Source organism: Caballeronia sp. dw_19, assembly GCF_018449515.1.
Taxonomy (GTDB): Bacteria; Pseudomonadota; Gammaproteobacteria; order Burkholderiales; family Burkholderiaceae; genus Caballeronia.
In genome coordinates this window covers 46,717-69,262 of sequence record NZ_JAAVUQ010000010.1, presented here as the reverse complement: position 1 = coordinate 69,262, position 22,546 = coordinate 46,717, and the positions used below count along the sequence as shown (strand labels likewise).

Below are 22,546 nucleotides of genomic sequence, written 5' to 3'. Positions count from 1 at the left end.
CCTATTCATTTTGTCCGGGTACTCTAGCTTTTCGCCAGTCGCTGGAGAATGATATTAAGTTGCTGTTTCATAAGCCAAATATCTGTCAGCGCGCCGGTGTTGCGTATTGAAGCCCATTGTCTTGTCTATTCGGGACATGACTTGACGATCCGACCAGCGATACTGATTGACAGTACAAACGTCCGGATCGATGGATTGTGACAATAAGCTGGCTCGTGCTTTGGGAAATCAGCCGGGTCGAGAAGCGGATGGGGTTTCGGGGATGGCATTTAGGCAAGTGTTGTCAGGCTGTGTCGTGGTGTGTGCGCTCGCGGCGGTGTCCGCCTCGGCGCTTGCAGAGCCGTTCCCGGGCGCGCAGCAGTACGCGAACCTCGAGGCACCCGCCTTCGGCACGGCGCCGCCATCGTTCGACCCATCGCTTCCCGTTGTCGACGCGAACCTCAACGAGTCCGTCATCGAAGTACCTTCAGGCGACGTCTCGCTTGAAACCACCATCTTCAAACCTGACGGCCCGGGTCCGTTCCCGATGGTCGTCTTCAATCACGGCAAGCTCCCTGGCAATGCGCATGAGCAGCCGCGCGCGCGTCCGATTGCGCTTGCGCGTGAATTCGTGCGCCATGGTTATGTGGTTGTCGTGCCGAATCGCCGTGGCTTTGCGGAATCGGGCGGCGAATATACCGGCAACGGTTGTGATGTCGAAGCCAATGGTTTCACGCAGGCGCGCGACGTGGCGGCCACGGTGGCTTACATGGACAAGCAACCGTTTGTCGACAGCCAGCACGTGGTGGTGGCGGGCGCTTCGCATGGCGGGCTGGTGACCATGGCGTATGGCGCGCGCGATGCGCTTGAGGAAAAAGGCGTGCGGGGTCTCATCAATTTCTCTGGTGGTCTGCGTCAGGACGAGTGTCCTGGCTGGCAGAAAAACCTGACCAGCGCGTTTGGTGAATACGGTGAGCATGTGAAGTTGCCGTCGTTGTGGATGTATGGGAGCAACGACTCCGTGTGGCAGGGCGACTTGCCTGATGAAATGTTTGCGTCGTATAGCGCGCATGGTGCAAGGGCCGACATGGTCGATTTCGGCGCGTATAAGAACGATGCGCATCGGCTGGTTGGGGATCGTGATGGTGTCGCGATCTGGTGGCCGCGCGTGAAGGCGTTCCTTGAGGATGTCGGTATGCCGACGGATCGGCAATATCAGGTTTCGGATCCGCGGGAGCCATCGCCGACGGGTTATGCGACTGTCGATGCGGTGACTGCGGTGCCGTTCCTTGATGAGCGGGGCCGTGAGGGTTACCAGAACTTTCTGCATCAGTATTCGAGCCGCGCGTTCGCGGTGTCGGATTCGGGTGCGTGGTCGTGGGCGGAAGGGGGTGACGACCCGATGGCGGTGGCATTGAACGGGTGCCAGAAGCAGAGCAGCGATCCATGCCGGTTGTATGCCGTTAATAACGCCGTGGTGTGGAAGGATCGGAATGTTGCGCAGACGCAGACAGCCTCGCGATGAGGCGCCTTTGAGTCCAGCCAAAGGCTGGTGGCTGGGGTTTTGAGGGTGGTCGGGTGGGGTTAGTGCTGGGGCGGTGCTAGGTTCCGGCGTTAGTGGTCGGAGTCAATGCCGGGTTGCTGCTTTCCGCGTTAGTGGTCTGCAAGAGTTGGATTTTCTCTTTATCACTATTAGCCACTGTGCGTGGCGGCACGTCATTTCTTTGTCCAAAGCGACAAAGAAACGAAGCAAAGAAAACGCTTTCAACCACGCTACCCTAAGTGTCCACAGCGTGCAGTTTTCATTCATAGGTGCCCCAAAAGCACGGTGCTCGCCAGAGCGAAGGATGTGTGAACCCCTCTTTCTCCGAACACGGATACCCACACGCTTCGCCACCAGTGATTGAACCTGCCCAAGGGACACCCCGCGCTATCCGCGGATAACCTCCCTCCAAATATGTACGCGCCTCGAACCACGTCGCCAACCCTGCTGGAAACGAGGTCGCGAAGATGCGGGCGGCCGTAACCGACGAAGATAGCTGTACAGAACGCGCAGCCAATTCACAAAAACTGAAGCAGTAAACACAAACACGCATGAAGCTCTAGCCAAATGAATACGGTCGCACAGACCAGGTAGCTAACCTGTCAAAAAGCCGCAGCCGTAAATATCTGTAAGGCCGTGCGGGTTCATTGGCAATTGTGCTTGCCCGAGAGCGTACGGGGCGAAGCGTGTTCGTGTCAGGATTCGCGAGAAGGAGGGGTTCAAACATCCTTCGCTCTGGCGAGCACCGTGCTTTTGGGGCACCCATGAATAGAAACTGCACGCTGTGGACACTTAGGGTAGAGCGGTTAAAGCGTTTTCTTTGCTTCGTTTCTTTGTCGCTTTGGACAAAGAAATGACGTGCCGCCACGCACAGTGGCTAATAGTGATAAAGAGAAAATCCGACTCTCGCAGACCACTAACGCCGAAAGCACCAACCCGGCATTGACTCCGACCACTAACGCCGAAAGCACCACCCCCCCGACCACTAACCCCAGAACCGACCAACCCAGCACCGCCACCGACCACCAACCCCCAAACCTAGCATCAACCCCGACCGCCACGCCGAAACCACGAATAACCAACCATCCCCCACCCCATCCCCCGCCCGAGTGCGAACGGAAAATAGGCGAAATAGCCCCTAAACCCGACCAAGACCCTCCACGATAAGCGAAGTTAGCCGCATCGCCACGCAATAGCCCAACGCGTCCCACGCCCGCCGGAGGCACCATGGGCTCCTAAAATCGAATCCCGCGACAAATTTAGAGATAATTGGTGCTCAGCGAAACACCGTGTCGCGTACATCGAGAAACCCCAATGACCGATGCAATGAACCTGCAGCGCCTGAAAGTCACCGTCGACGGCTACGTCGCACGCGTCACGCTCGATCGCCCCGACGTCCGCAACGCCTTCGACGAAGCCACCATCGTCGAATTGACCGCCGCTTTCCGCGCGCTCGCCGACGACTCCGCCATCCGCGTCATCATCCTCGCCGCGAACGGCCCCGCATTCTGCGCAGGCGCCGACCTCAACTGGATGAAACGCATGGCGGCGTACTCGGACGCAGAAAATCGCGCCGATGCACTCGGCCTCGCCACCATGCTCAACACCCTCTACACCTGCAACAAACCCGTGATCGCGCAGGTCCAGGGCGACGCGTACGCAGGCGGCATGGGCCTTGTAGCCGTCGCCGATATAGCAATCAGCGCAGAATCAGCGCACTTCTGTTTGTCGGAGGCGAAGCTCGGGCTGATGCCCGCCACCATCGCGCCCTACGTGATCCGGGCAATCGGCGCGCGCGCATCGCACCGATACTTCGTGACCGCCGAACGTTTCGATGCCGCCGAAGCACTGCGCATCGGCCTCGTGCATCAGGTCGTTGCAGCAGACGCGCTCGATGCCACCGTCGATGCAGTCGCAGCCGCGATCGTCGCCAACAGCCCGAATGCAGTGCGCGAGTGCAAACAACTGGTGGTCGATCTGGCGGACAAGGCGATCGATGAAACGCTGATCTCGGACACCGCCGACCGTATCGCACGAATTCGCGCCTCGGACGAAGGGCGCGAAGGCGTGCGCAGTTTTCTGGAAAAGAGCAAGCCGTCGTGGCTTGCCTGAATGTGATCGGGAGCGTTGCCAGAGTTCGCCCACGCGCATGATTGGCCGCTCCCCTGGAGTCGTTTTGAACCTGAATAACCAGCCAAAGCCTGCACCCGATGACTGGGTTGCACGCTCGCTACGCGCCGTATGGCATCCGTGTACGCAAATGAAACATCACGAGCGCACGCCGCTCGTGCCCATCGCTCGCGGCAAGGGCGCGTGGCTCTACGACCACGACGGCCATCGCTATCTCGATGCCATCAGCTCGTGGTGGGTCAACCTCTTCGGCCACGCGAATCCTCACATCAATGCCGCGCTGAAGGACCAGCTCGACACGCTCGAACACGCGATGCTCGCCGGTTGCACGCACGAACCCGCCGTCCTGCTCGCCGAGCGTCTGCACACGCTGACGCAGCGCACGCTGGGCCATGCGTTCTTCGCGTCTGACGGCGCATCGGCAGTCGAAATCGCGTTGAAGATGAGCTTCCACTTCTGGCGCAACAGCGGCCGCACGGAGAGGCGCGAATTCGTGTGCCTCGCGAACAGCTATCACGGCGAGACCATCGGCGCGCTCGGCGTAACCGACGTCGCGTTGTTCAAGGACGCCTACGATCCGCTGATTCGCCACGCGCACGTGGCGACATCGCCGGATGCTCGCCAGGCCCGCGAAGGCGAGACGGCACGCGATGTCGCCCAACGCGCACTCGCCGATATGAAAACGCTGTTCGAGGCCAAAGCCTCGCAGCTTGCAGCCGTGATCGTGGAACCACTTGTTCAATGCGCGGCCGGCATGGCAATGCACGATCCTTCGTATTTGAAGGGCTTGCGTGCATTGTGCGACGACTACGGCGTGCATCTCATCGCCGATGAAATTGCTGTCGGCTGTGGTCGCAGCGGCACGTTCTTCGCGTGCGAACAGGCTGCGATCTGGCCGGATTTCTTGTGTTTATCGAAGGGAATCAGCGGCGGGTATTTGCCGTTGTCCATCGTGCTGACACGCGATGAAATCTATGCCGCGTTCTACGATGACGACATGACACGCGGTTTCCTGCACTCGCATTCGTACACGGGCAACCCGCTCGCCTGTCGCGCCGCTTTGGCGGCGCTCGACCTGTTCGACAGCGCGAATGTGCTTGAAGAGAACCGCCGTAAATCGTCCGTGTTGCGCGCAGCGCTGAGCCCGCTTCAAGGCCATCCGCATGTCAGGAATCTGCGGGAACGCGGCACGATCTTCGCGTTCGATGCCATTATTGAAGACCCCACTCAAGCGCGCTCATTCTCGCGACGTTTCTTCGAAAATGCCTTGAAACACGAGCTATTGTTGCGACCGATAGGCAAGACCGTCTATCTGATGCCGCCGTACATCCTCAGCGATGACGAACTCGCGCTGCTCGCCGAACGCACGCGCACTGTCTTCGACGCCACGTTATCGGAGGCTGCATGAGCACTACATCAATCGCTCTTTTCGACACCCTGAAACAAGGCCTCGCCGATATCGAGCGCAACGGCTTGCGTCGTCGCCGACGCATCGCCGACAGCGCCTGCGCCGCTCACATGACGGTGGACGGACGCGAGATCATTGGCTTTGCGAGTAACGATTATCTCGGCCTCGCGGCTCATGAAACCTTGCGCGAAGCACTTGCCGAAGGCGCGCAAAAATATGGCGCGGGCAGCGGCGGATCGCATTTGCTTGGCGGCCATTCGCGCGCGCATGCGCAGCTTGAAGATGACCTCGCGGCGTTCTCCGGTGGTTTCGTCGACCAGGCGCGCGCGCTGTATTTCAGCACAGGCTACATGGCGAATCTCGCGACGCTGACTACGCTCGGCGCTGTGAGTAAGTCAGGCGGTCGCGACACGCTGATGTTCTGCGACGCGTTGAACCATGCATCACTGATCGATGGCGCGCGTTTGTCCCGTGCGCAAATTCGCATCTATCCTCATGCCGACGCAGAAGCGCTCGGCGCCCTGCTCGAAGCATCGGCGAATGAGGGCGGCACGAAGATCATCGTTACGGATTCCGTTTTCAGCATGGACGGCGATATCGCCCCGCTCGCACGGCTGCTCGAGCTGGCGGAGCGTCACGGCGCGTGGCTGGTGGTAGACGATGCACACGGCTTCGGCGTGCTCGGTCCGCAAGGCCGCGGTGCGCTGGCTGAGGCCGCGTTGCGCTCGCCGCATCTCGTGTACGTCGGCACGTTGGGCAAGGCAGCGGGCGTGTCCGGCGCGTTCGTGATCGCGCATGAGACGGTGATCGAGTGGTTCGTGCAGCGCGCGCGGCCGTACATCTTTACGACAGCATCGGGGCCGGCCGTGGCGCATGCGGTATCGGCCAGTTTGAAGATTATCGGTGGACAGGAAGGCGATGAGCGGCGCGCGCATCTGGCTACGCTGATCGACAGTACGCGCGCCATTTTGCAGCGCACGCGATGGTCGCCCGTGGATTCGCATACGGCAGTTCAACCGTTGATTATCGGCGGCAATGAAGAGACGCTGAAGCTCGCCGCCGCCCTCGATGAATACCACATGTGGGTGCCCGCGATCCGGCCGCCGACCGTTCCGGCGGGGACATCGCGCCTGCGCATTTCGCTTTCGGCAGCGCATAGTCACGACGACCTCGCGAAGCTCGACGATGCACTGCAAACCTTGAGCAATCGATCATGACCGCGCCACTTTCGCTCTTCGTCACCGGCACCGATACAGAGATCGGCAAGACGCTGGTATCGGCTGCGTTGCTGCTTGGCTTCGCCGCACTCGGACTGCGCGCAGCCGCGATGAAACCCATCGCGGCGGGCGCGTTCGAACGCGACGGCGAGTGGCACAACGAAGACGCCGACCAACTCGATGCCGCCGCGAACGTTGCGCTGCCACCATCGATACGCACGCCGTTTTTGCTGAAGGAAGCCGCCGCGCCGCATATCGCGGCGGCGCGCGAGAACGTGTCGCTGGATATTGCGCGGATCGTGGAGGCGCACCAGTTCGCCGTGCAGCAAGCGGACGTGGTCGTGGTGGAAGGCGTGGGCGGATTCCGCGTACCGCTCACCGATGTCCACGATACCGCCGACCTCGCCTTCGCGTTGAACCTGCCAGTCGTGCTCGTGGTCGGCATGCGGCTTGGATGCATCAGCCACGCGTTGCTGAGCGCCGAGGCTATTGCGGCGCGAGGGCTGCATCTGGTGGGCTGGGTAGCTAACCAGATCGATCCCGCCATGCTGTTTCCTGCTGAAAACATCGAAGCAATCCGGTTGCGGCTGGACAGTCAATACAACGCGCCGCTGCTCGGCACAATTCCCCGCCTTACGCCGCCGGATGCTCGCGCGGCTATGGCTTATCTAGATACCTCCCTGCTGCTGGACACGCTTCGTTCAGCCGGCCCGGGCCAGTAATTCATCGTTATCTGCAAAACGAAAAGGATCCTCACATGACGCAAGTGCAATCCACCGATAAAGCCGCTCAACCCGCCGCTCAATCCTCCGCACCGCAGACGCAGGCTCGCTGGCGCGTGGCGGATATCGTCGCGCTGTACGACCTGCCGTTCAACGACCTGCTGTTTCGTGCGCAGGATGTGCATCGCGAACACTTCGATGCAAACACGGTTCAGCTCTCCACGCTGCTGTCGATCAAGACGGGCGGTTGCCCGGAAGATTGCGCGTATTGCCCGCAGTCGTCGCATCACGACACGGGGTTGAAGGCCGATAAGCTGATGGCCGTCGATGAAGTCTTGAAGGCCGCCGAAATCGCCAAGGCGAACGGCGCGACGCGTTTTTGCATGGGCGCGGCGTGGCGCAATCCGAAGGACCAGCATCTGGAGCCGATCGCCGACATGATTCGCGGTGTGAAGGCCATGGGCCTGGAAACCTGCGTGACGCTCGGCATGCTGGAAGCGCATCAGGCGACACGTCTGCGCGATGCCGGGCTGGATTACTACAACCATAACCTCGATACATCGCCAGAGTTCTACGGCCAGATCATCTCGACGCGGACGTATCAGGATCGTCTGGATACGCTCGAGCATGTCCGCGATGCCGGGATCAACGTGTGTTGCGGCGGGATTGTCGGCATGGGCGAAACGCGGCGTGAACGGGCCGGGCTTATCACGCAACTGGCAAACATGGAGCCGTATCCGGAATCAGTGCCTATCAACAATCTGGTTCAGGTGGAGGGCACGCCGCTGACGGGGACCGCACCGCTGGATCCGTTTGAATTCGTACGCACGATCGCGGTTGCGCGCATCACGATGCCCAAGGCAATGGTGCGGTTATCGGCGGGACGCGAGCAGATGGATGAAGCGTTGCAGGCGCTATGTTTCCTGGCCGGCGCGAACTCGATTTTCTACGGCGACCAGTTGCTGACGACGAGCAACCCGCAGGCTGAAGCCGACCGGAAATTGCTGGAGCGTTTGGGGATGCGCGCGGAAGCGTCGCAGCAGATGCAAGCGGCCGAGACTTGCGATGTGAAGTGCGGGCACGCGCAGGTGCAGTGATCGACAAGCGGCTTGATTCACTGATCCAAGCCGTGAAGGGTCAGGCAACACCCGGTTGATGTCCAGAATCCCCCGCTATCGTCAGATCCCGGGGGATTTCTTTTGCTCGCGCTGTAACTACCCGCTGTAAAAGGCAAGAAGGTTCCCGTTAAGTGCCTCAAACGAATTTAAGGGGCAATAAATTGCCCCTTAAATTTACCGTTTTTTAAGATACATCTACTATAATTGGTAATAAATTGCCTCTTAATCCTATATTTCCGTTTAAGAGGCGTAATCTTGCCTACAAATGCAAACACCGTCGTGAAGACAAGCCGCACGCCATCGGAACTCGAAGCCCAGATCGGTGAAAGCCTGAAAAAACTCAGGCTGAGCCGAAACATCGACCAACAGACTTTGGCCGATCGAGCGGGCATCAGCACGCGTTCCCTCAGAAGTCTCGAGAACGGCGGCGGCTCCTCGCTTAAATCCTTGGTATCGGTGCTTAGGGCTCTCGACCGGGACGATTGGCTCACGACCATCGCGCCAATTGCGACAGTCAATCCCATGACCATGGTGCGCAGCGCTGCTCCGCGTCAACGCGCGCGCAAGCGTGCCGCCAAACCCCCGAAGTAATTCGAATTCGACCAGCAGGAGCAACACAGTGAGTACGGGAAAGAATCAACCAGCGAAAAAGAAGGCTGCTCCGTACAAGCATGTTGATCGCGTAGAAGTGTACTTATGGGACCAGTTGATGGGCGCCGTCGCCCTCGATCCCGCCTACGGCTACTACGTGTTTGCCTACGCGCCGGAGTTTGTAGACCGGGGCGTCGAGCCATCCCCGCTGCACATGCCGCTGAGCCTTGAACCGTACCTTTTCGCCGACCTTCCAGACGCAACCTATAAGCGACTTCCCGCCCTCCTGAGCGACGCCTTGCCTGACGACTTCGGTAATGCGTTGATCAACCGCTACATGGCAGATCATGGTATTCCTGCATCAAGCGTGACATCGATTGACCGCCTGGCGTACATGAGCAACCGCGCAATGGGCGCACTCACCTTCAGACCGGCACGCGGTCCGGCCCGGCACAAGCCGACATCCATCCAGCTCAGTCACCTCGTCAATGAGGCCCGCAAAGCCGTCACCGGGACAATCGACGACGATGACCACACGAGTGCCGCGCTTCGAAGCATTATCGACGTCGGTACCTCTGCCGGTGGCGCACGCGCAAAAGCCGTAATTGCCTGGAACCCGCTTACCAACGAGATTCGCTCGGGGCAGCTAGAGGCACCGGAAGGTTTTCAGCACTGGCTCCTCAAGTTCGACGGCATGGGAGAGGACAGTGAACTGGGTACACCACAGGGATATGGACGCATTGAGTACGCCTATCATCTGATGGCGCGTGCAGCGAACATGACCATGTCCGAATGCCGGCTGCTTGAAGAAAGCGGCCGGGCGCATTTCATGACACGGCGCTTTGACCGGGAAGGAACCAACACCCGGCACCACATGCAGACGTTGTGCGCGCTCGATCACGTCGACTACAAGAAGAAGGGCACCAACGCGTACTCGCAACTCTTCACTACCATGCGCCAGCTGGATTTGCCCTATGCCGAGATGGAGGAAGCGTTCCGTCGCATGGTGTTCAACGTGATGGGCCGCAACTGCGATGACCATACGAAAAACTTCTCGTTCCGGCTGCGACAAGGCGCACCGTGGGAACTGACTCCTGCCTACGACGTGACCTTCGCGCATAACCCGAACGGCGAATGGACAAACCAGCACCTCATGTCGGTGAACGGCAAGTTCAAGGGCTTTACTGAAGATGACCTGCTTGCCGAGGCGGAGCGTTTCGGGGTCGGCACTGCGCGAAACGTCATCAAGGAGGTGCGCCTGGCTATTACTTCCTGGCCGACTTTCGCAGAGCGAGCCGGCATAGCGGATAAACAAATGAAGGACATTGGGCGCCAACATTTGCTACTGCTGTAGCGGCGTCGCGAAATCTTTCGCGAGCGCTCGCGTCAAGCGGGCAGTACCTCGTTGGTATCGCCCCCCTCAATTCTTATCGACAATCACCTGATCGAACGTGCCGCCATCGGAGAAATGGGTTTGCTGCGCTTTCTGCCAGTTGCCGAAAACCTGCTCCACCGTGAACGTCTTGATCGGTTTGAATTCGCTTGCGTGCCTCGCCAGCACCTCGGCGTTACGCGGCCGCAGATGATGCTGCGCGATGATTTCCTGCGCCGCCGGGGTCCACAAATAGTCCAGGTACGCCTGCGCTTCCTTGCGCGTCCCACGCTTGTCGACAACCTTCGCAACCACCGCGACCGGCGGCTCGGCTAACAAACTCACCGACGGATACACAGCGTCGAAATCCTTTCCGCCCGCCCCCGTATCCATCAACGCGACTTCGTTTTCAAACGTCACCAGCACGTCGCCAATACCGCGTTGCGTGAATGTTGTCGTAGCACCTCGACCGCCCGTATCCAGCACCGGCACGTTCTTGAAGATGGCTTTCTCGAAGGCTTGAGCCTGTTCATCGGTTGCGCCTTGCTGCTTCTTGTAACCCCACGCCGCCAGATACGCATAACGCCCGTTGCCCGACGTCTTCGGATTCGCGATCACGACCTGCACGCCGGGACGCGCGAGATCGCTCCAGTCCTTGATGTTTTTCGGATTGCCATGGCGCACCAGAAACACCATGGTGGTGGTGTACGGTACCGCGTTATTCGGCAGAAGCGTGCGCCAGTTAGCCGGTACAAGGCCGCCGCGCTCGACCAGCAAATCGATGTCGTTCGGTTGGTTCATCGTCACCACGTCGGCCTGCAGACCCTGCATCACCGACAAAGCCTGCGCACTCGACGCCCCATGCGACTGGCGCACGGAAAGCGTCTCGCCGGTCTTCTGTTTATAGTCGGCAATAAACGCGGTATCGATGTCCTTGTATAACTCGCGCGTGACGTCGTAAGAGACGTTGAGCAACGCCGTATCCGCGTGTGCCAACGTAGTAAGACCCAACGCCGCGATTGCTGCCCAGTGCTTCAAACCCGCCATACATCCCCCGATTGTTCGAATAGTGAAAACCGCTGCAAAGCGGCGATTCTATCGAAAAGCCGGGGCTTTAATGCATCGGACACCTCATCCATAAGCCGCCTGTTCGATGTGCTCGAAGTCGTCGAAGTGGTCCGACACATCGGGTTGCGCCGCGAAATGCGCCGGGGCCGCGCAATGAATCAAGGTATCGACGAAATATTTCGCGCGCGGCCACGGGCCGAACCCCGCTGCCGTGTTGATGTGCCCGGAATCGCCGAGATTCACGAACGCGCTGCCAAACTGGCTCGCGAGACGCATCGCCTGGTCGAAGGGCATCCACGGATCGGTCATGCTCGCAATCATCACCGATGGCACCCCAAGGCGGCGCGGCTCGAATGCCCCGGCGAACCGGAACTTGTCCGGACTGGCAGGCGCGACAAACAGCACGCCGGCCACGGCGTCGCCGGTCAGCCCTTGTACGATCGCGTGTGCGGCCGCGAGACAACCGAAACTATGCGCGGCAAGAATCACCGGACCATGAACGCTCGTCACCGTATCCGCAACGGATTGCGCCCACGCATCGAGTTGAGGCGCGTCCCAGTCGGCCTGCTCGACGCGTCGCGACTTCGGTAATTGCCGTTCCAGCCAGGTTTGCCAGTGCGCGCCCTCGCTGCCGTGCAGACCGGGCACGGTCACGAGCCGCGGCGGCCAGGGAGATGTGCTGCATGAACTCATGTGAACCTCGCTGCTGGCTCGTAGCCAGCATGGTGAGGAACAATTCTGCTGCGTGAGCGCGTCCGTGCGAACCAAGTTTTCGTCATTTGGTTATCGGCGGCAATCGGACGATGCGGCGGCGTGGTTTCTCGCGCTACGCGTGTTAATCGGCAAAACCGCGGCAAAACCCTGCGAAACCACGGCGAAACCGTAAAATAGGCTTAATTTCGGACACAATTCAACGATCAATCCGCGCCCTTACCCCGTGAATACGAACCTTCGATGAAGATCATTCTCTACGAACACCACGCCGAGGCCCCGCTCTGGCTCGACGATCTCTCCCGCGCGCTTCCCAGCGCCGATGTCCGCCTGTGGCAACCCGGCGACAACGCCCCCGCTGATTACGCGGTCGTCTGGCGTGCACCGCCCGAGTTGTTCGCGAACCGGCCGGATCTGAAGGCGGTGTTCAATCTGGGCGCGGGTGTCGATGCGATCCTTGAGGTCGAACGCAAGCAACCGGGCACGCTACCGCCCAACGCGCTGCTCGTGCGCCTGGAAGACAGCGGCATGGGCCATCAGATGGTCGAATATGCGGCCCACGCGGTGCTGCGTTACCTGCGCCGCCTGGACGAATACGATGCGCTCCAGCGCGAGCATCGCTGGCAAAAACTGCCGCCCTATGCGCTGAAGGACTTCACCGTCGGCGTGCTGGGCATGGGCGTTCTCGGCGCGCGGGTCGCGCGGGCGCTGACGGCGTTCGGCATGCCCGTGCGCGGTTTCAGCCGTACCAAGCTGGAGATTGAAGGCGTCAAGACTTTCGCCGGCGACGAGCAATTCGAGAGCTTCCTCGACGGCACAAGAGTGCTCATCAACCTGCTGCCGCATACGCCGGATACCGAAGGCATCCTGAACAGGCACACGTTCGAACGGCTTGCACCCGGCGCGTATCTCGTCAACCTGGCGCGCGGCGGGCATCTTGTAGACGACGATCTGCTGCACGCCATGCAGACCGGTCAGATCGCCGCCGCGACACTCGATGTATTCCACACCGAACCGTTGCCGGACAATCATCCATTCTGGCGCACGCCACGCGTGACGATCACGCCGCACATCTCCGCCGAAACGCTGCGCGAAGAAAGCATCGAGCAGATCGCGAACAAGATCATGGCGCTCACGCGCGGCGAGCCGATATCCGGCATAGTCGATGTGAAACGCGGTTACTAAGTTACAAGGATTTATAGGTATTCAAAGGAGACAGGCATGCTACCCGCCAAAGTGAAAATCGTCGAAGTGGGACCGCGTGACGGCCTGCAGAACGAGAAGGAATTCGTCGCGACCGACATCAAGATCGAACTGGTGAATCGGCTGGCAAACGCGGGTTTCCAGAACGTCGAATCGGTGTCCTTCGTCTCCCCGAAATGGGTGCCGCAAATGGCGGACGCCGCGGCTGTGATGGCGGGCATCGAGCGGCGTCCGGGCACGATTTACTCGGCGCTCACGCCGAACCTGCGCGGCTTCGAAGCGGCGCTCGACGCGAAGGCCGATGAGATCGTCATCTTCGGTGCGGCCAGCGAAGCGTTCTCGCAGAAGAACATCAACTGCAGCATTGCGGAAAGCATCGCGCGCTTCGAACCCGTCGCGAAGGCGGCGAAAGAAGCGGGCCTGCGTTTGCGCGCCAGTATTTCGTGCGCGCTGGGTTGCCCGTATCAGGGCGACGTGCCAATTGATGCCGTGGTCGATGTCGTGCAGCGCATGAAGGCGCTCGGCTGTGATGAAATCGACATTGCCGACACTATCGGCGTGGGCACCGCGGGCCGCACGCGCGAGGTGATGGCGGCGGTATCGAAGGTATTTCCACGCGAACGGCTCTCCGGCCATTTCCACGATACCTACGGTCAGGCGGTCGCGAATATCTATGCGTCATTGCAGGAAGGCATCGAGATTTTCCACGCCTCCGTGGCGGGACTTGGCGGTTGTCCGTATGCGAAAGGCGCGACCGGCAACGTCGCGACCGAGGACGTGATCTTCATGCTCAACGGACTGGGCATTGAAACCGGCGTCGATCTCGATCAGCTCGTGGATATCGGTGATTTCATTTCGCGGGCGATCGGCAAGCCGAGCGCGTCGCGAGTGGGACGCGCGTTGCTCGCGAAAAAACGCGATGGTCTGGCTGCCTGCGTTTGACGGCCGGCGCATTACTTTGGACTTTGGATAAAACACGATGAACGAAACACTCGACGCCCTGCCCGAATCCGCTCGCCGCGTGGCGATCCTGCTGCAGGAACGCGGACACGCCAGTCCTGTCGTGATGCTCGCCGAAACCGGCAAGACATCGGCTGAAGCGGCGGCAGGCCTTGGCTGCTCCGTCGCACAAATCGCCAAATCGATTCTGTTTCGCCGCAAGAAAGACGATGCGCCAGTGCTCGTGATTGCGAGCGGTGTGAATCGTGTGGACGAGAAGAAAGTGGCCGAACGGGTCGGCGAACTCGCCCGCGCCGACGCCAGGTTCGTCCGCGAGAAAACCGGCTACGCAATTGGCGGCGTGTGCCCGATAGGCCATGCCACGCCGCCGCTGACGCTGATCGATGAAGACCTGCTCGCGCTTGACAGCCTCTGGGCCGCCGCCGGTCATCCGCACGCGGTGTTCAACCTGACGCCGCAGGAACTGGTCGCGCTGACGGGCGCGCCGGTCGCCGATGTCGCATTGCGCGAGACGGCGTGATGACTGAGGCCGTTGCATCGCCGTGTATCGATGTATGCAGGATGAATCCATCAACAGGACTCTGCGACGGCTGTTTTCGCACGATCGATGAAATTGCGGGCTGGTCTTCCTTCGATGACACGCAAAAGGCGGCGGTCCTGAAGCTAGCGGAGGCACGGAAAAAAGGGCCGCGTGTGGTGCGCATAGGCGAGCAATTCACGGCCACGCTCGCGTTGCCGTCCGATTCCATCAAGTCGTTTGCCACGCTGGTCAACGATCACAACCCGCTGCATCACGACGATGCCTATGCCGAAGCCAGCCGCTTCGGTTCGCTGATCGCATCCGGCACCCAACCCACGGCGCATTTGATGGCGATGATCGCGACGCATTTTTCCATCTACGCCCAGCCGCTCGGCCTTGAATTCGGCATCAAGCTCGTGCGCGCGGTCAAGGCGAACGACGTGCTCGCGATGAGCTGGCACGTTACCGAAGCGCACTGGAAGCCGAGCTTGAACGGCGATCTCGTGAAGCTGGAAGGCCAGGCGCTGAATCAGCACGGCGAGATCATGGTCAAGGCAAGCGCGACCATCGTGGTGATGCCGAAAGGGCCAGGCACATGATCACGTTACCGGCGTCCATGCGGGTGTTTGAGCGCGGCTGGCTGTCGTCGAATAACGTGTTCTTTATCGATAACGCCCGCACCGCGCTGGTCGATACCGGCTACGCCACTCACGCGCCGCAGACGCTGGCACTCGTGCGGCAAGCGCTTGGCGATGAACGCAATGAACGCACGCTCGACCTGATTGTGAACACGCATCTGCATTCGGACCATTGCGGCGGCAATGCGCTGCTGCAATCCAACTTCGTCTGTGAGACGCTCATTCCACAAACAGAGGCCGACGCCGTGCGTGAATGGGATGAAGACAGGCTCACGTTCCGCGCGACCGGGCAGACCTGCGAGCGTTTCGGTTTCACCGGCACGATTGCGCCGGGCGCGACGCTCCGGCTTGGCGGCCTCGACTGGTCGGTGCTCGGCGCGCCCGGTCACGATCCGCATTCGCTGATGTTGTATTGCGCTGAAGAACGGCTGCTGATCAGCGCCGACGCGCTGTGGGAAAACGGCTTCGGCGTGATCTTTCCCGAACTGGAAGGCGAAAGCGGTTTCGCGGAACAACGCGCGGTGCTCGACCTGATCGCCACACTGGACGTGAGGGCGGTGATTCCTGGCCACGGCGCGCCGTTCACGGATGTATCGAAGGCGTTGGATATCGCTTTCTCGCGAATCGATTATCTGCGCGCGGATCCCGTGCGCAATGCGAAGAATGCGCTGAAGGTGTTGATCGTGTTCAAGCTGATGGAGTTGCGCTCGATGCCCGTCAGCGAGTTGTTGCTGCTCGTAGATCAAGCCGGGGCCATGCGCGCCGCCGCTAACCTGCTCTCCGATGATCGTCCGGGATTGGTGCGCAAGTATCTCGCCGAATTGGCAACGAGCGGCGTGCTGAAGGTGGATGGCGAAACAGTGAAGATCGGCTGAACGCGAAAGCATGACACCAGACAGCCCAAAAGAAAGCCGCTTGTCAGCTATCGATTTGTCGTCGAACGGCCAGGCCCAAGCGGCGGAATTTTGTTGACGTGATCAGCGCCGAATGCATCGTAGCGCGCCTGTTTTTGAGACGCATCGGTGCTTTCCCTACAGACTTATAACAGCCGGCTAAACGTGCCATGACGCGCACACGCCGCGCCCTTTATGCAGCCTCGGTCGCCTCGAAAAACGCGAGCATTTCCGCAAGCAGTTCATCGGGTACTTCTTCCGGAATATAGTGGCCGGAAGGCAACGCCCGGCCGCTGACATCGCGCGCGACACGACGCCATTCGGTCAACGGCTCAAAGCATTGTTCGATCACGCCCTCCTGCCCCCACAACACCCGCAGCGGACACGCGAGTTTGTTGCCGCATTCAATATCCGCGCGATCATGCTCAAGATCGATCGATGCCGACGCCCGATAGTCCTCGCACATTGCATGCACAGCGCCCGGCTGACGCAACGCGTCGCGGTATGCCTGCAAAGCGTGCGGCGCGAAGGGTGCAAGACCGGCATGGCGGCTGCCCATCACGCGCTCGACATACACGTCCGGATTCGCGCCGATCAGCAATTCCGGCAACGGCTCAGGCTGGATCAGGAAAAACCAGTGAAAATAGGCGGTGGCGAAAGCGCGATCGGTGGCGTCGTACATGGCGAGCGTCGGCGCGATGTCGAGCAGCATCAGGCGGTCGACAGTCTGCGGAAAATCCAGCGCCATCCGATGCGCCACCCGCGCGCCACGGTCATGCGCGCAGACCATGAAGCGCTCGAAACCAAAGTGCCGCATGACCGCGACCTGATCGGCGGCCATCGCGCGTTTCGAATAGGGTGTGTGCTGCGCGTCGCTGGGCGGTTTCGCCGATGCGCCGTAACCGCGCAGATCGGTCGCGATCACGGTGAAATGCTGCGCGAGAACGCCAGCCAGCCGATGCCAGATCTCATGGGTCTGCGGGTGGCCGTGAAGCAGGAGAAGCGGCGGCCCGTTACCGCCCTTCATGCCGAAGATGTCGACGCCCGCGGCATCGAAGGTGAACGGCTCGTAGTCTTCGAACGGCATGGCGTGAATATTCGCGTGACGGGAAAAGCATTGTAGGCGTCCTCGGCAATACTAAACTGCTTGCTGGCGGGCGCTTTCGTAGAAGCTGAAGACTTCTTCCAATCTCCCCGGTGATCGCGCATCAACGGATTCGCCTATAATCGAACGGTCGTTCGCATGCTTTTCGGTGCATGCGCTTAAGCAACGCCCAAGTCCGGCGGCAATCGCCGTTCGCAGCTACCGTGCAGTTATTGTGACCCCACGCCAGATGGACGCACGCGTATCGCGGGCTTTCACATTCAATCAGGAGACTCGTGTCATGGCACTCCCCGCCGCTCTGCAACACCTCGCGCTACCCGTTATCGCTTCACCGATGTTCATCGTCAGTTATCCCGAGCTCGTGCTTGCGCAATGCAAGGCGGGTATTGTCGGCTCGTTTCCCGCGCTGAACGCGCGGCCAGCCGAGCTGCTCGACGAATGGCTCACGCAAATCGGCGAAGGAATCGCGGCGCATAAGGCGGCGAATCCTGGCGCGCCGGTCGGCCCGGTCGCGGTCAACCAGATCGTGCATCACTCGAACGCGCGGCTTGAGGCGGACGTGCGGGTGTGCGTGGAACATCGCGTGCCGATCTTCATCACGAGCCTGCGCGCACCGGTCAAGGAGATGATCGACGCGGTGCACAGCTACGGCGGCATCGTATTGCACGACGTGATCAACCTGCGGCACGCCGAGAAGGCGCTGGAAGCCGGCGTCGATGGCCTGATCCTGGTTGCAGCCGGCGCCGGCGGACACGCGGGCATGATGTCGCCGTTCGCGCTGGTGGGCGAAGTGCGGCGTATTTTCGATGGCCCGATCGCGTTGTCCGGGGCCATTGCCAACGGCGGCTCGATTCTCGCCGCGCAAGCCATGGGCGCGGATTTCGCGTATATCGGCACACGCTTTATTGCCACGCGCGAGGCGCATGCGCTGGAAGACTACAAGAGCGCGATCGTGGGATCGAAAGCCGCCGACATTATCTATACGAACCTGTTCACCGGCGTGCACGGCAACTACATTCGTCAGAGCATTCTCAATGCCGGACTCGATCCGGATGCGCTGCCGGCATCGGATAAAGCCGCGATGAATTTCGGCGACTCGGCGGTCAAAGCCAAAGCGTGGAAAGAAATCTGGGGCGCGGGACAAGGCGTCGGCCTGATGGACGACGTGCCGACAGTGGCGGAACTCGTGTCGCGACTCAAACACGAATACGACGATGCAAAAACGCGGCTAGGTATTTCGCGATAAAGCAGTCCGGTGAGCGGCTGGTTCGCGGACCTCTTTGAATCGTCTTGCGCGCCGGACAACAAAAACGCCGCCCTAAGCCTATTGGCTTAGGGCGGCGTTTTTGCGTTGCCGGGAGCCCGCGCGTTACGCTCGCGGCCTTCGCTCAGAACTTCGTGCGAATGCCGACGCCGTATGTATCGCCGCTCGACATGCTCGTGTACTTGTCGTTCAGGTACGCAGCATAGACGTCGGTGCGCTTCGACAGCGGATAGTCATAGCCGACCGCCCAGCTCTTGTGCGTCTGGTCGAGGCCGCCGTTGCTGCGCGAATACGCATACGACGCCATCACCGAACCCACGCCAACCGGTATGGTCACGCCGCCCTGGCCCGTGGTCACGTGGAACGAACCTGGATCGATATCGTTGTGCGTGTACATGTACTGCGCGAAGAACTTGACGTACTTCATGTCGTACGAAGCGCCCAACTGGCCCACGCTCTGGCTCTTGTAACCGGCCACGAACGACGTCAGGTCACCCGGCGTTGCGCTGAAATTCACGTACTGATATACGCCGGTCGCCGCAAACGGGCCGTGGAAATACAGGAATTGCGCGCTGTATTTCTTCGCGCCGTTTTGTCCGGCCTGGTTACCGACGCCGTACATCACGCTACCCGACAAACCGCTGAAATCAGGTGTGGTGTACTGAACGGAATTATCCCAACCCGAATCGCCGACAACACCCTGGTCCGTCGTGTACGTCGGAAACGTGCTCTGACCGAGGAACACGTGATAAACCATCGGTGAGAACGTATACGAATCAACAAACGGGTTAAACAGAATGGTCGATACAAAAAGCTGCGTGGTCAGCCGGCCAGCGGTGACCGTACCGTACGGCGACTCGATACCGACATACGAATTGCGCGCGAAAAATGTATCGCCCTGAAAGCGGCCGTAATTACCGTTCTGCGCCCGAAAGAAGCTTTCCAACGTGAAGATCGCCTTATAACCGCCACCGAGATCTTCGCTGCCTTTCATACCCCAGTATGACGTCGACATACCCCCGCCACCTACGTTCCAGGCCGTAGGGCTGCCCGGGAATTTAGTGGCTCCCACCCATTCGTCGACCTGTCCATACAACTGGACACTCGATTGCGCTTGAGCGGAATTGGCGGCAAGCAAGCCGAACATGCCTGCAGTAACGGCAGCCTTGGCCGCGGCCTTAAGCACGCGGTTCACGGGTGGCTTCATGGACTCTCCTGTCGTATTAACGTTAAAACGGGATTCGGCGAGGGACATTGCCTCGCTTTATCGGACTGTTCTTATAAATGTCCGCTATGCATGCAGATGGCTTAGGGCGGAACCATCTTTACGGATCATTTTTCTGGACAAAAATAACTTTCCTTATGCTGTCTATAGCGGTTTGAATACATTGCGCGCGCCGAACTTTTATCGGCTGATGCAACGCGATACGAAAAGGACACTTGAAGGGGGAGCCGGCCTGCAAGACGATAGCCCGCGATGCTATATGCCACGGTGCACCCGGGCAATCTGGATTCCGGCAACAATAAAAATGCGATCAGAAACGCCAGTCGCATGCATTGTTAATGCGGCTAAATTTGAGAGGAATGGATACGCGCTTCGGGCGATGAAACTGTGGCGGGATTACGTCATTGCGACGCTTGCCATAGACGGGGGAATTGTTTTTTGTTTTGCACTCGCCAAGCTACTGGCTGCAAGTCGAACCGACTGTTCGAACTGATGGGTGAAGAACACGGCGAGAACTACGAGGGAGGTGCGGATTCTGGAGGTGCGGATTCTTTGAGGGGCGGCAGAGGCACATTTCGTCTATTGATACCCCGTGCGGATTTGATTCATGCGGGTGATTAGGCGTTCGGCTGCCCGCGCGCCGGGTACTTCAGCCATTAGTTCCGATAGGTGGAGTTCGCGGGCGAGCGCGGGTCGTCGACTTGGCGGCCCGACGGACGCGGACTGCTGCGCTCTTCGTTATAACGTGCGATGTCGGCGCGGATCGATCCGCCGGCGCGCAATTGCGCAGCCTGGTCGGCACGCGGTCCACCACGCACTTCCGCGCTGATCGGCGTCAGGCCCGAACCTGCCGCAACGCGTTGATAACGGAACGACTGGGCACCACGCTCGACGTCGTCCACTCGCATTGCATGCCGGTTCACGGGATTCACAGCCTTCCATTGCCCTTGAGCCTGACCGGCGTTGCGGCTGAACATTCCGCCGTTGTTCCCGCCGGCGAAAGCCAGCGACGCACACAGCGTCGACGCCGCAACCAGACCGGCGGCAGCGGTGAGGATCAAGCAAGCGATAGGTTCAAATCGGGTGAGCAACATGTCGATACTGCGAGTTGTCCGAGTCTGTTCGAGCGTGTTGGCGGGAAGTGGACACCGCCAGGCATCGCCGACCGGTCAATTGTCGGAGCATCAGGCCCGCGTTTCGTAACGCGCCTGCCGACCGGTCTGTCATTCAATTTATTGTGCTGCGCGACTGGAGTCGAGCCAAAAAGTGTTAGGTCTTCCTGAGGGTTGTAACACCATGTTACTTCACTGTTTTTCGGCTCATTTTGGGATGGCTTGCGGCACTTCCGTCTTATCAAATCCAGCTTGATTCCAGTTGCTGCCCAGTGGTCCGCAAATGATCCATGGCATCTCTATCCATGCCCGCGCCGGATGCCCAAAATAGGTGACTCATGCGTTTATTGAATTAATAGATCACTTAAATGAATTTGCATCTTGAATCGGTATGCGCTCAAAATAGCGATCGCGACGGTTTTCGCGCGCGTCCGTTCGCCTTTTTTGAAGGCACAAAATGTGATCGCCGAGAGTCGTCATGCACTTTCATGAACATGCGAATCCCTGATGACCCGCCCCAAGTTTCTCCCTGATAACTTCACTCTCGCACTCGTAGGCACGGTGATCCTTGCCAGCCTGCTCCCTTGCCGTGGCGCGGCGGCGGTCGGCTTCAACTGGCTGACCAACATTGCTGTCGGGCTGCTGTTTTTCCTGCACGGTGCAAAGCTCTCCCGTGAAGCGATCGTGTCGGGCATGACGCACTGGCGTCTGCATATCGTCGTACTGCTCAGCACTTTCGCGCTGTTTCCCTTGCTTGGCCTGGCGCTGAAACCCGTGCTCACGCCGCTCGTCACGCCCGCGCTGTATATGGGCATCCTGTTCCTGTGCACGCTGCCGTCCACCGTGCAGTCGTCTATTGCGTTCACATCCATTGCAAAGGGCAATGTGCCGGCAGCAGTTTGTGCCGCCTCGGCGTCGAGCCTGCTCGGCATCTTCATCACGCCCGCGCTGGTCGGTATCGTGGTAACCGACGGCAGCGGCCACGCCGGTTCGGCATGGCACACGGTCGGCAATATCGTGCTGCAACTGCTCGTGCCGTTTATTGCCGGGCAACTGCTGCGGCCGGTGATCAGCAAATGGCTCGACAAGAATCGCAGCATCCTGCGTTTCGTTGATCAAGGTTCGATCCTTCTGGTTGTGTACGTCGCCTTCAGCGAAGCGGTGAACGAGGGTATCTGGCACACCATTTCCCTGCAAACGCTTGGCGGACTTGTCGTAGTGAACGTGGTGCTGCTTGCACTCGCGCTGGGGGTCACAGCGTTTGCCAGCAAGCGGCTGGGCTTCAACCGGGCAGATCAGATCACGATCATTTTTTGCGGATCGAAGAAAAGCCTCGCCTCGGGGATCCCCATGGCGAAGGTGATTTTCGCTTCCCATGCAGTAGGCGCGGTCGTTCTGCCGTTGATGCTTTTTCATCAGATCCAGTTGATGACGTGTGCTGTACTCGCGCAACGCTGGGGTGCCCGCGACACTTCCGGCGAGCAAGCGCCGCAGCCAGAAGGAGAAGGCGCCCGCGCGCAAGTCCGTTAGGTCAATTAGGACCGCTAGTAACCGCTGCGCCGATGCCGCGACTGGCAATAGCGTGAAAATACGCTGCATCACTGATTCTCCCGACCCAACTTACCCAAGCATGAAGCCGCCCCGCGCGGCTTTTTTGCTATTTGGAGCTCATTCAGGGGTTCTGTCGATTCGGCCTGAAGACCTATGACTTGATGCGGGAACTTGCAACAAACGCGTTTCTTTTCTTCACAACCCGTTTATTCACAA

20 protein-coding genes are annotated in these 22,546 nt (G+C 59.8%); 15 read left to right on the top strand and 5 right to left on the bottom strand.

Annotated elements, in window-relative coordinates; genetic code table 11:
* The first annotated feature begins 262 nt into the window (after positions 1-262).
* The 8 genes from HB376_RS16075 to HB376_RS16040 all read left to right on the top strand — a co-directional run bounded on the left by HB376_RS16075 (position 263) and on the right by HB376_RS16040 (position 10,062).
* Complete coding sequence (locus HB376_RS16075) at positions 263-1,504, top strand: alpha/beta fold hydrolase (protein ID WP_213764657.1); 1,242 nt, start codon at positions 263-265, stop codon at positions 1,502-1,504.
* Positions 1,505-2,836: 1,332 nt separating this feature from the next.
* Positions 2,837-3,634, top strand: a complete 798-nt coding sequence (locus tag HB376_RS16070) for an enoyl-CoA hydratase/isomerase family protein (RefSeq protein WP_213764656.1) — start codon at positions 2,837-2,839, stop codon at positions 3,632-3,634.
* A gap of 37 nt (positions 3,635-3,671) precedes the next feature.
* Entirely contained in the window at positions 3,672-5,060 is a 1,389-nt protein-coding gene (gene bioA, locus HB376_RS16065) for an adenosylmethionine--8-amino-7-oxononanoate transaminase (protein WP_213764655.1), read from the top strand.
* 11 nt (positions 5,061-5,071) lie between these two features.
* Complete coding sequence (gene bioF / locus HB376_RS16060; protein WP_213764806.1) at positions 5,072-6,277, top strand: 8-amino-7-oxononanoate synthase; 1,206 nt, start codon at positions 5,072-5,074, stop codon at positions 6,275-6,277.
* Positions 6,274-6,999, top strand: a complete 726-nt coding sequence (gene bioD, locus HB376_RS16055) for a dethiobiotin synthase (RefSeq protein ID WP_213764654.1) — start codon at positions 6,274-6,276, stop codon at positions 6,997-6,999. The genes bioF and bioD overlap by 4 nt, the downstream gene beginning before the upstream one ends.
* A 35-nt stretch (positions 7,000-7,034) precedes the next feature.
* Positions 7,035-8,096 carry a biotin synthase BioB gene (bioB, locus tag HB376_RS16050; RefSeq protein WP_213764653.1) on the top strand — a complete coding sequence of 354 codons (1,062 nt, stop codon included), beginning with the start codon at positions 7,035-7,037 and terminating at the stop codon, positions 8,094-8,096.
* 300 nt (positions 8,097-8,396) lie between these two features.
* Positions 8,397-8,708, top strand: a complete 312-nt coding sequence (locus HB376_RS16045; RefSeq protein WP_213764652.1) for a helix-turn-helix domain-containing protein — start codon at positions 8,397-8,399, stop codon at positions 8,706-8,708.
* A gap of 28 nt (positions 8,709-8,736) precedes the next feature.
* Entirely contained in the window at positions 8,737-10,062 is a 1,326-nt protein-coding gene (locus tag HB376_RS16040) for a type II toxin-antitoxin system HipA family toxin (protein WP_346730504.1), read from the top strand.
* Positions 10,063-10,128: 66 nt separating this feature from the next.
* On the opposite strand, the gene HB376_RS16035 is transcribed toward HB376_RS16040, so the two are convergent.
* Both HB376_RS16035 and HB376_RS16030 read right to left on the bottom strand, forming a co-directional pair.
* Complete coding sequence (locus tag HB376_RS16035; protein WP_213764651.1) at positions 10,129-11,127, bottom strand: sulfate ABC transporter substrate-binding protein; 999 nt, start codon at positions 11,125-11,127, stop codon at positions 10,129-10,131.
* Positions 11,128-11,211: 84 nt separating this feature from the next.
* Entirely contained in the window at positions 11,212-11,841 is a 630-nt protein-coding gene (locus HB376_RS16030; protein ID WP_213764650.1) for an alpha/beta hydrolase, read from the bottom strand.
* Between the two features lie 261 nt (positions 11,842-12,102).
* Here HB376_RS16030 and HB376_RS16025 point away from each other — a divergent pair, with 261 nt between their 5' ends.
* From HB376_RS16025 to HB376_RS16005, 5 genes are read left to right on the top strand one after another with little or no spacing between them, the layout of a single operon-like run.
* Complete coding sequence (locus tag HB376_RS16025; RefSeq protein WP_213764649.1) at positions 12,103-13,044, top strand: glyoxylate/hydroxypyruvate reductase A; 942 nt, start codon at positions 12,103-12,105, stop codon at positions 13,042-13,044.
* Positions 13,045-13,080: 36 nt separating this feature from the next.
* Complete coding sequence (locus HB376_RS16020; RefSeq protein ID WP_213764648.1) at positions 13,081-14,004, top strand: hydroxymethylglutaryl-CoA lyase; 924 nt, start codon at positions 13,081-13,083, stop codon at positions 14,002-14,004.
* 37 nt (positions 14,005-14,041) lie between these two features.
* Positions 14,042-14,542: a YbaK/EbsC family protein gene (locus tag HB376_RS16015; protein ID WP_213764647.1), complete on the top strand. Its 501-nt coding sequence runs from the start codon at positions 14,042-14,044 to the stop codon at positions 14,540-14,542.
* Positions 14,543-14,583: 41 nt separating this feature from the next.
* Positions 14,584-15,141 carry a DUF1289 domain-containing protein gene (locus tag HB376_RS16010; protein WP_255631385.1) on the top strand — a complete coding sequence of 186 codons (558 nt, stop codon included), beginning with the start codon at positions 14,584-14,586 and terminating at the stop codon, positions 15,139-15,141.
* Positions 15,138-16,055 (top strand): MBL fold metallo-hydrolase, encoded by a 918-nt coding sequence (locus HB376_RS16005; protein WP_213764645.1) that lies wholly within the window; start codon positions 15,138-15,140, stop codon positions 16,053-16,055. The genes HB376_RS16010 and HB376_RS16005 overlap by 4 nt, the downstream gene beginning before the upstream one ends.
* Positions 16,056-16,266: 211 nt before the next feature.
* Here HB376_RS16005 and HB376_RS16000 read toward each other — a convergent pair whose 3' ends face one another.
* Positions 16,267-17,160, bottom strand: a complete 894-nt coding sequence (locus HB376_RS16000; protein WP_213764644.1) for an alpha/beta hydrolase — start codon at positions 17,158-17,160, stop codon at positions 16,267-16,269.
* Positions 17,161-17,458: 298 nt separating this feature from the next.
* Between HB376_RS16000 and HB376_RS15995 the strand changes: the two genes are divergently transcribed.
* Positions 17,459-18,424, top strand: coding sequence for a nitronate monooxygenase family protein (locus HB376_RS15995; protein ID WP_213764643.1), 966 nt, complete (start codon positions 17,459-17,461; stop codon positions 18,422-18,424).
* 142 nt (positions 18,425-18,566) lie between these two features.
* On the opposite strand, the gene HB376_RS15990 is transcribed toward HB376_RS15995, so the two are convergent.
* Together HB376_RS15990 and HB376_RS15985 are read right to left on the bottom strand one after the other, a co-directional pair.
* On the bottom strand, positions 18,567-19,589 hold the full coding sequence (locus tag HB376_RS15990; RefSeq protein ID WP_255631384.1) for a porin: 1,023 nt from the start codon (positions 19,587-19,589) through the stop codon (positions 18,567-18,569).
* A gap of 734 nt (positions 19,590-20,323) precedes the next feature.
* Positions 20,324-20,761, bottom strand: coding sequence for a hypothetical protein (locus tag HB376_RS15985; protein WP_213764641.1), 438 nt, complete (start codon positions 20,759-20,761; stop codon positions 20,324-20,326).
* Between the two features lie 525 nt (positions 20,762-21,286).
* On the opposite strand from HB376_RS15985, the gene HB376_RS15980 reads away from it, so the two are divergent.
* The gene (locus tag HB376_RS15980; RefSeq protein WP_213764640.1) at positions 21,287-22,309 is read left to right on the top strand and encodes a bile acid:sodium symporter family protein; all 1,023 of its coding nucleotides are present in this window, start codon (positions 21,287-21,289) and stop codon (positions 22,307-22,309) included.
* The last annotated feature ends 237 nt before the right edge of the window (positions 22,310-22,546 follow it).

Coding starts and splice junctions, on each gene's coding strand:
- HB376_RS16075 (WP_213764657.1), top strand. CDS start 263: ATGGCATTTAGGCAAGTGTTGTCAGGCTGTGTCGTGGTGTGTGCGCTC.
- HB376_RS16070 (WP_213764656.1), top strand. CDS start 2,837: ATGACCGATGCAATGAACCTGCAGCGCCTGAAAGTCACCGTCGACGGC.
- bioA (WP_213764655.1), top strand. CDS start 3,672: ATGATTGGCCGCTCCCCTGGAGTCGTTTTGAACCTGAATAACCAGCCA.
- bioD (WP_213764654.1), top strand. CDS start 6,274: ATGACCGCGCCACTTTCGCTCTTCGTCACCGGCACCGATACAGAGATC.
- bioB (WP_213764653.1), top strand. CDS start 7,035: ATGACGCAAGTGCAATCCACCGATAAAGCCGCTCAACCCGCCGCTCAA.
- HB376_RS16035 (WP_213764651.1), bottom strand. CDS start 11,127: ATGGCGGGTTTGAAGCACTGGGCAGCAATCGCGGCGTTGGGTCTTACT.
- HB376_RS16030 (WP_213764650.1), bottom strand. CDS start 11,841: ATGAGTTCATGCAGCACATCTCCCTGGCCGCCGCGGCTCGTGACCGTG.
- HB376_RS16025 (WP_213764649.1), top strand. CDS start 12,103: ATGAAGATCATTCTCTACGAACACCACGCCGAGGCCCCGCTCTGGCTC.
- HB376_RS16020 (WP_213764648.1), top strand. CDS start 13,081: ATGCTACCCGCCAAAGTGAAAATCGTCGAAGTGGGACCGCGTGACGGC.
- HB376_RS16015 (WP_213764647.1), top strand. CDS start 14,042: ATGAACGAAACACTCGACGCCCTGCCCGAATCCGCTCGCCGCGTGGCG.
- HB376_RS16010 (WP_255631385.1), top strand. CDS start 14,584: ATGAATCCATCAACAGGACTCTGCGACGGCTGTTTTCGCACGATCGAT.
- HB376_RS16005 (WP_213764645.1), top strand. CDS start 15,138: ATGATCACGTTACCGGCGTCCATGCGGGTGTTTGAGCGCGGCTGGCTG.
- HB376_RS16000 (WP_213764644.1), bottom strand. CDS start 17,160: ATGCCGTTCGAAGACTACGAGCCGTTCACCTTCGATGCCGCGGGCGTC.
- HB376_RS15995 (WP_213764643.1), top strand. CDS start 17,459: ATGGCACTCCCCGCCGCTCTGCAACACCTCGCGCTACCCGTTATCGCT.
- HB376_RS15990 (WP_255631384.1), bottom strand. CDS start 19,589: ATGTTCGGCTTGCTTGCCGCCAATTCCGCTCAAGCGCAATCGAGTGTC.
- HB376_RS15985 (WP_213764641.1), bottom strand. CDS start 20,761: ATGTTGCTCACCCGATTTGAACCTATCGCTTGCTTGATCCTCACCGCT.
- HB376_RS15980 (WP_213764640.1), top strand. CDS start 21,287: ATGACCCGCCCCAAGTTTCTCCCTGATAACTTCACTCTCGCACTCGTA.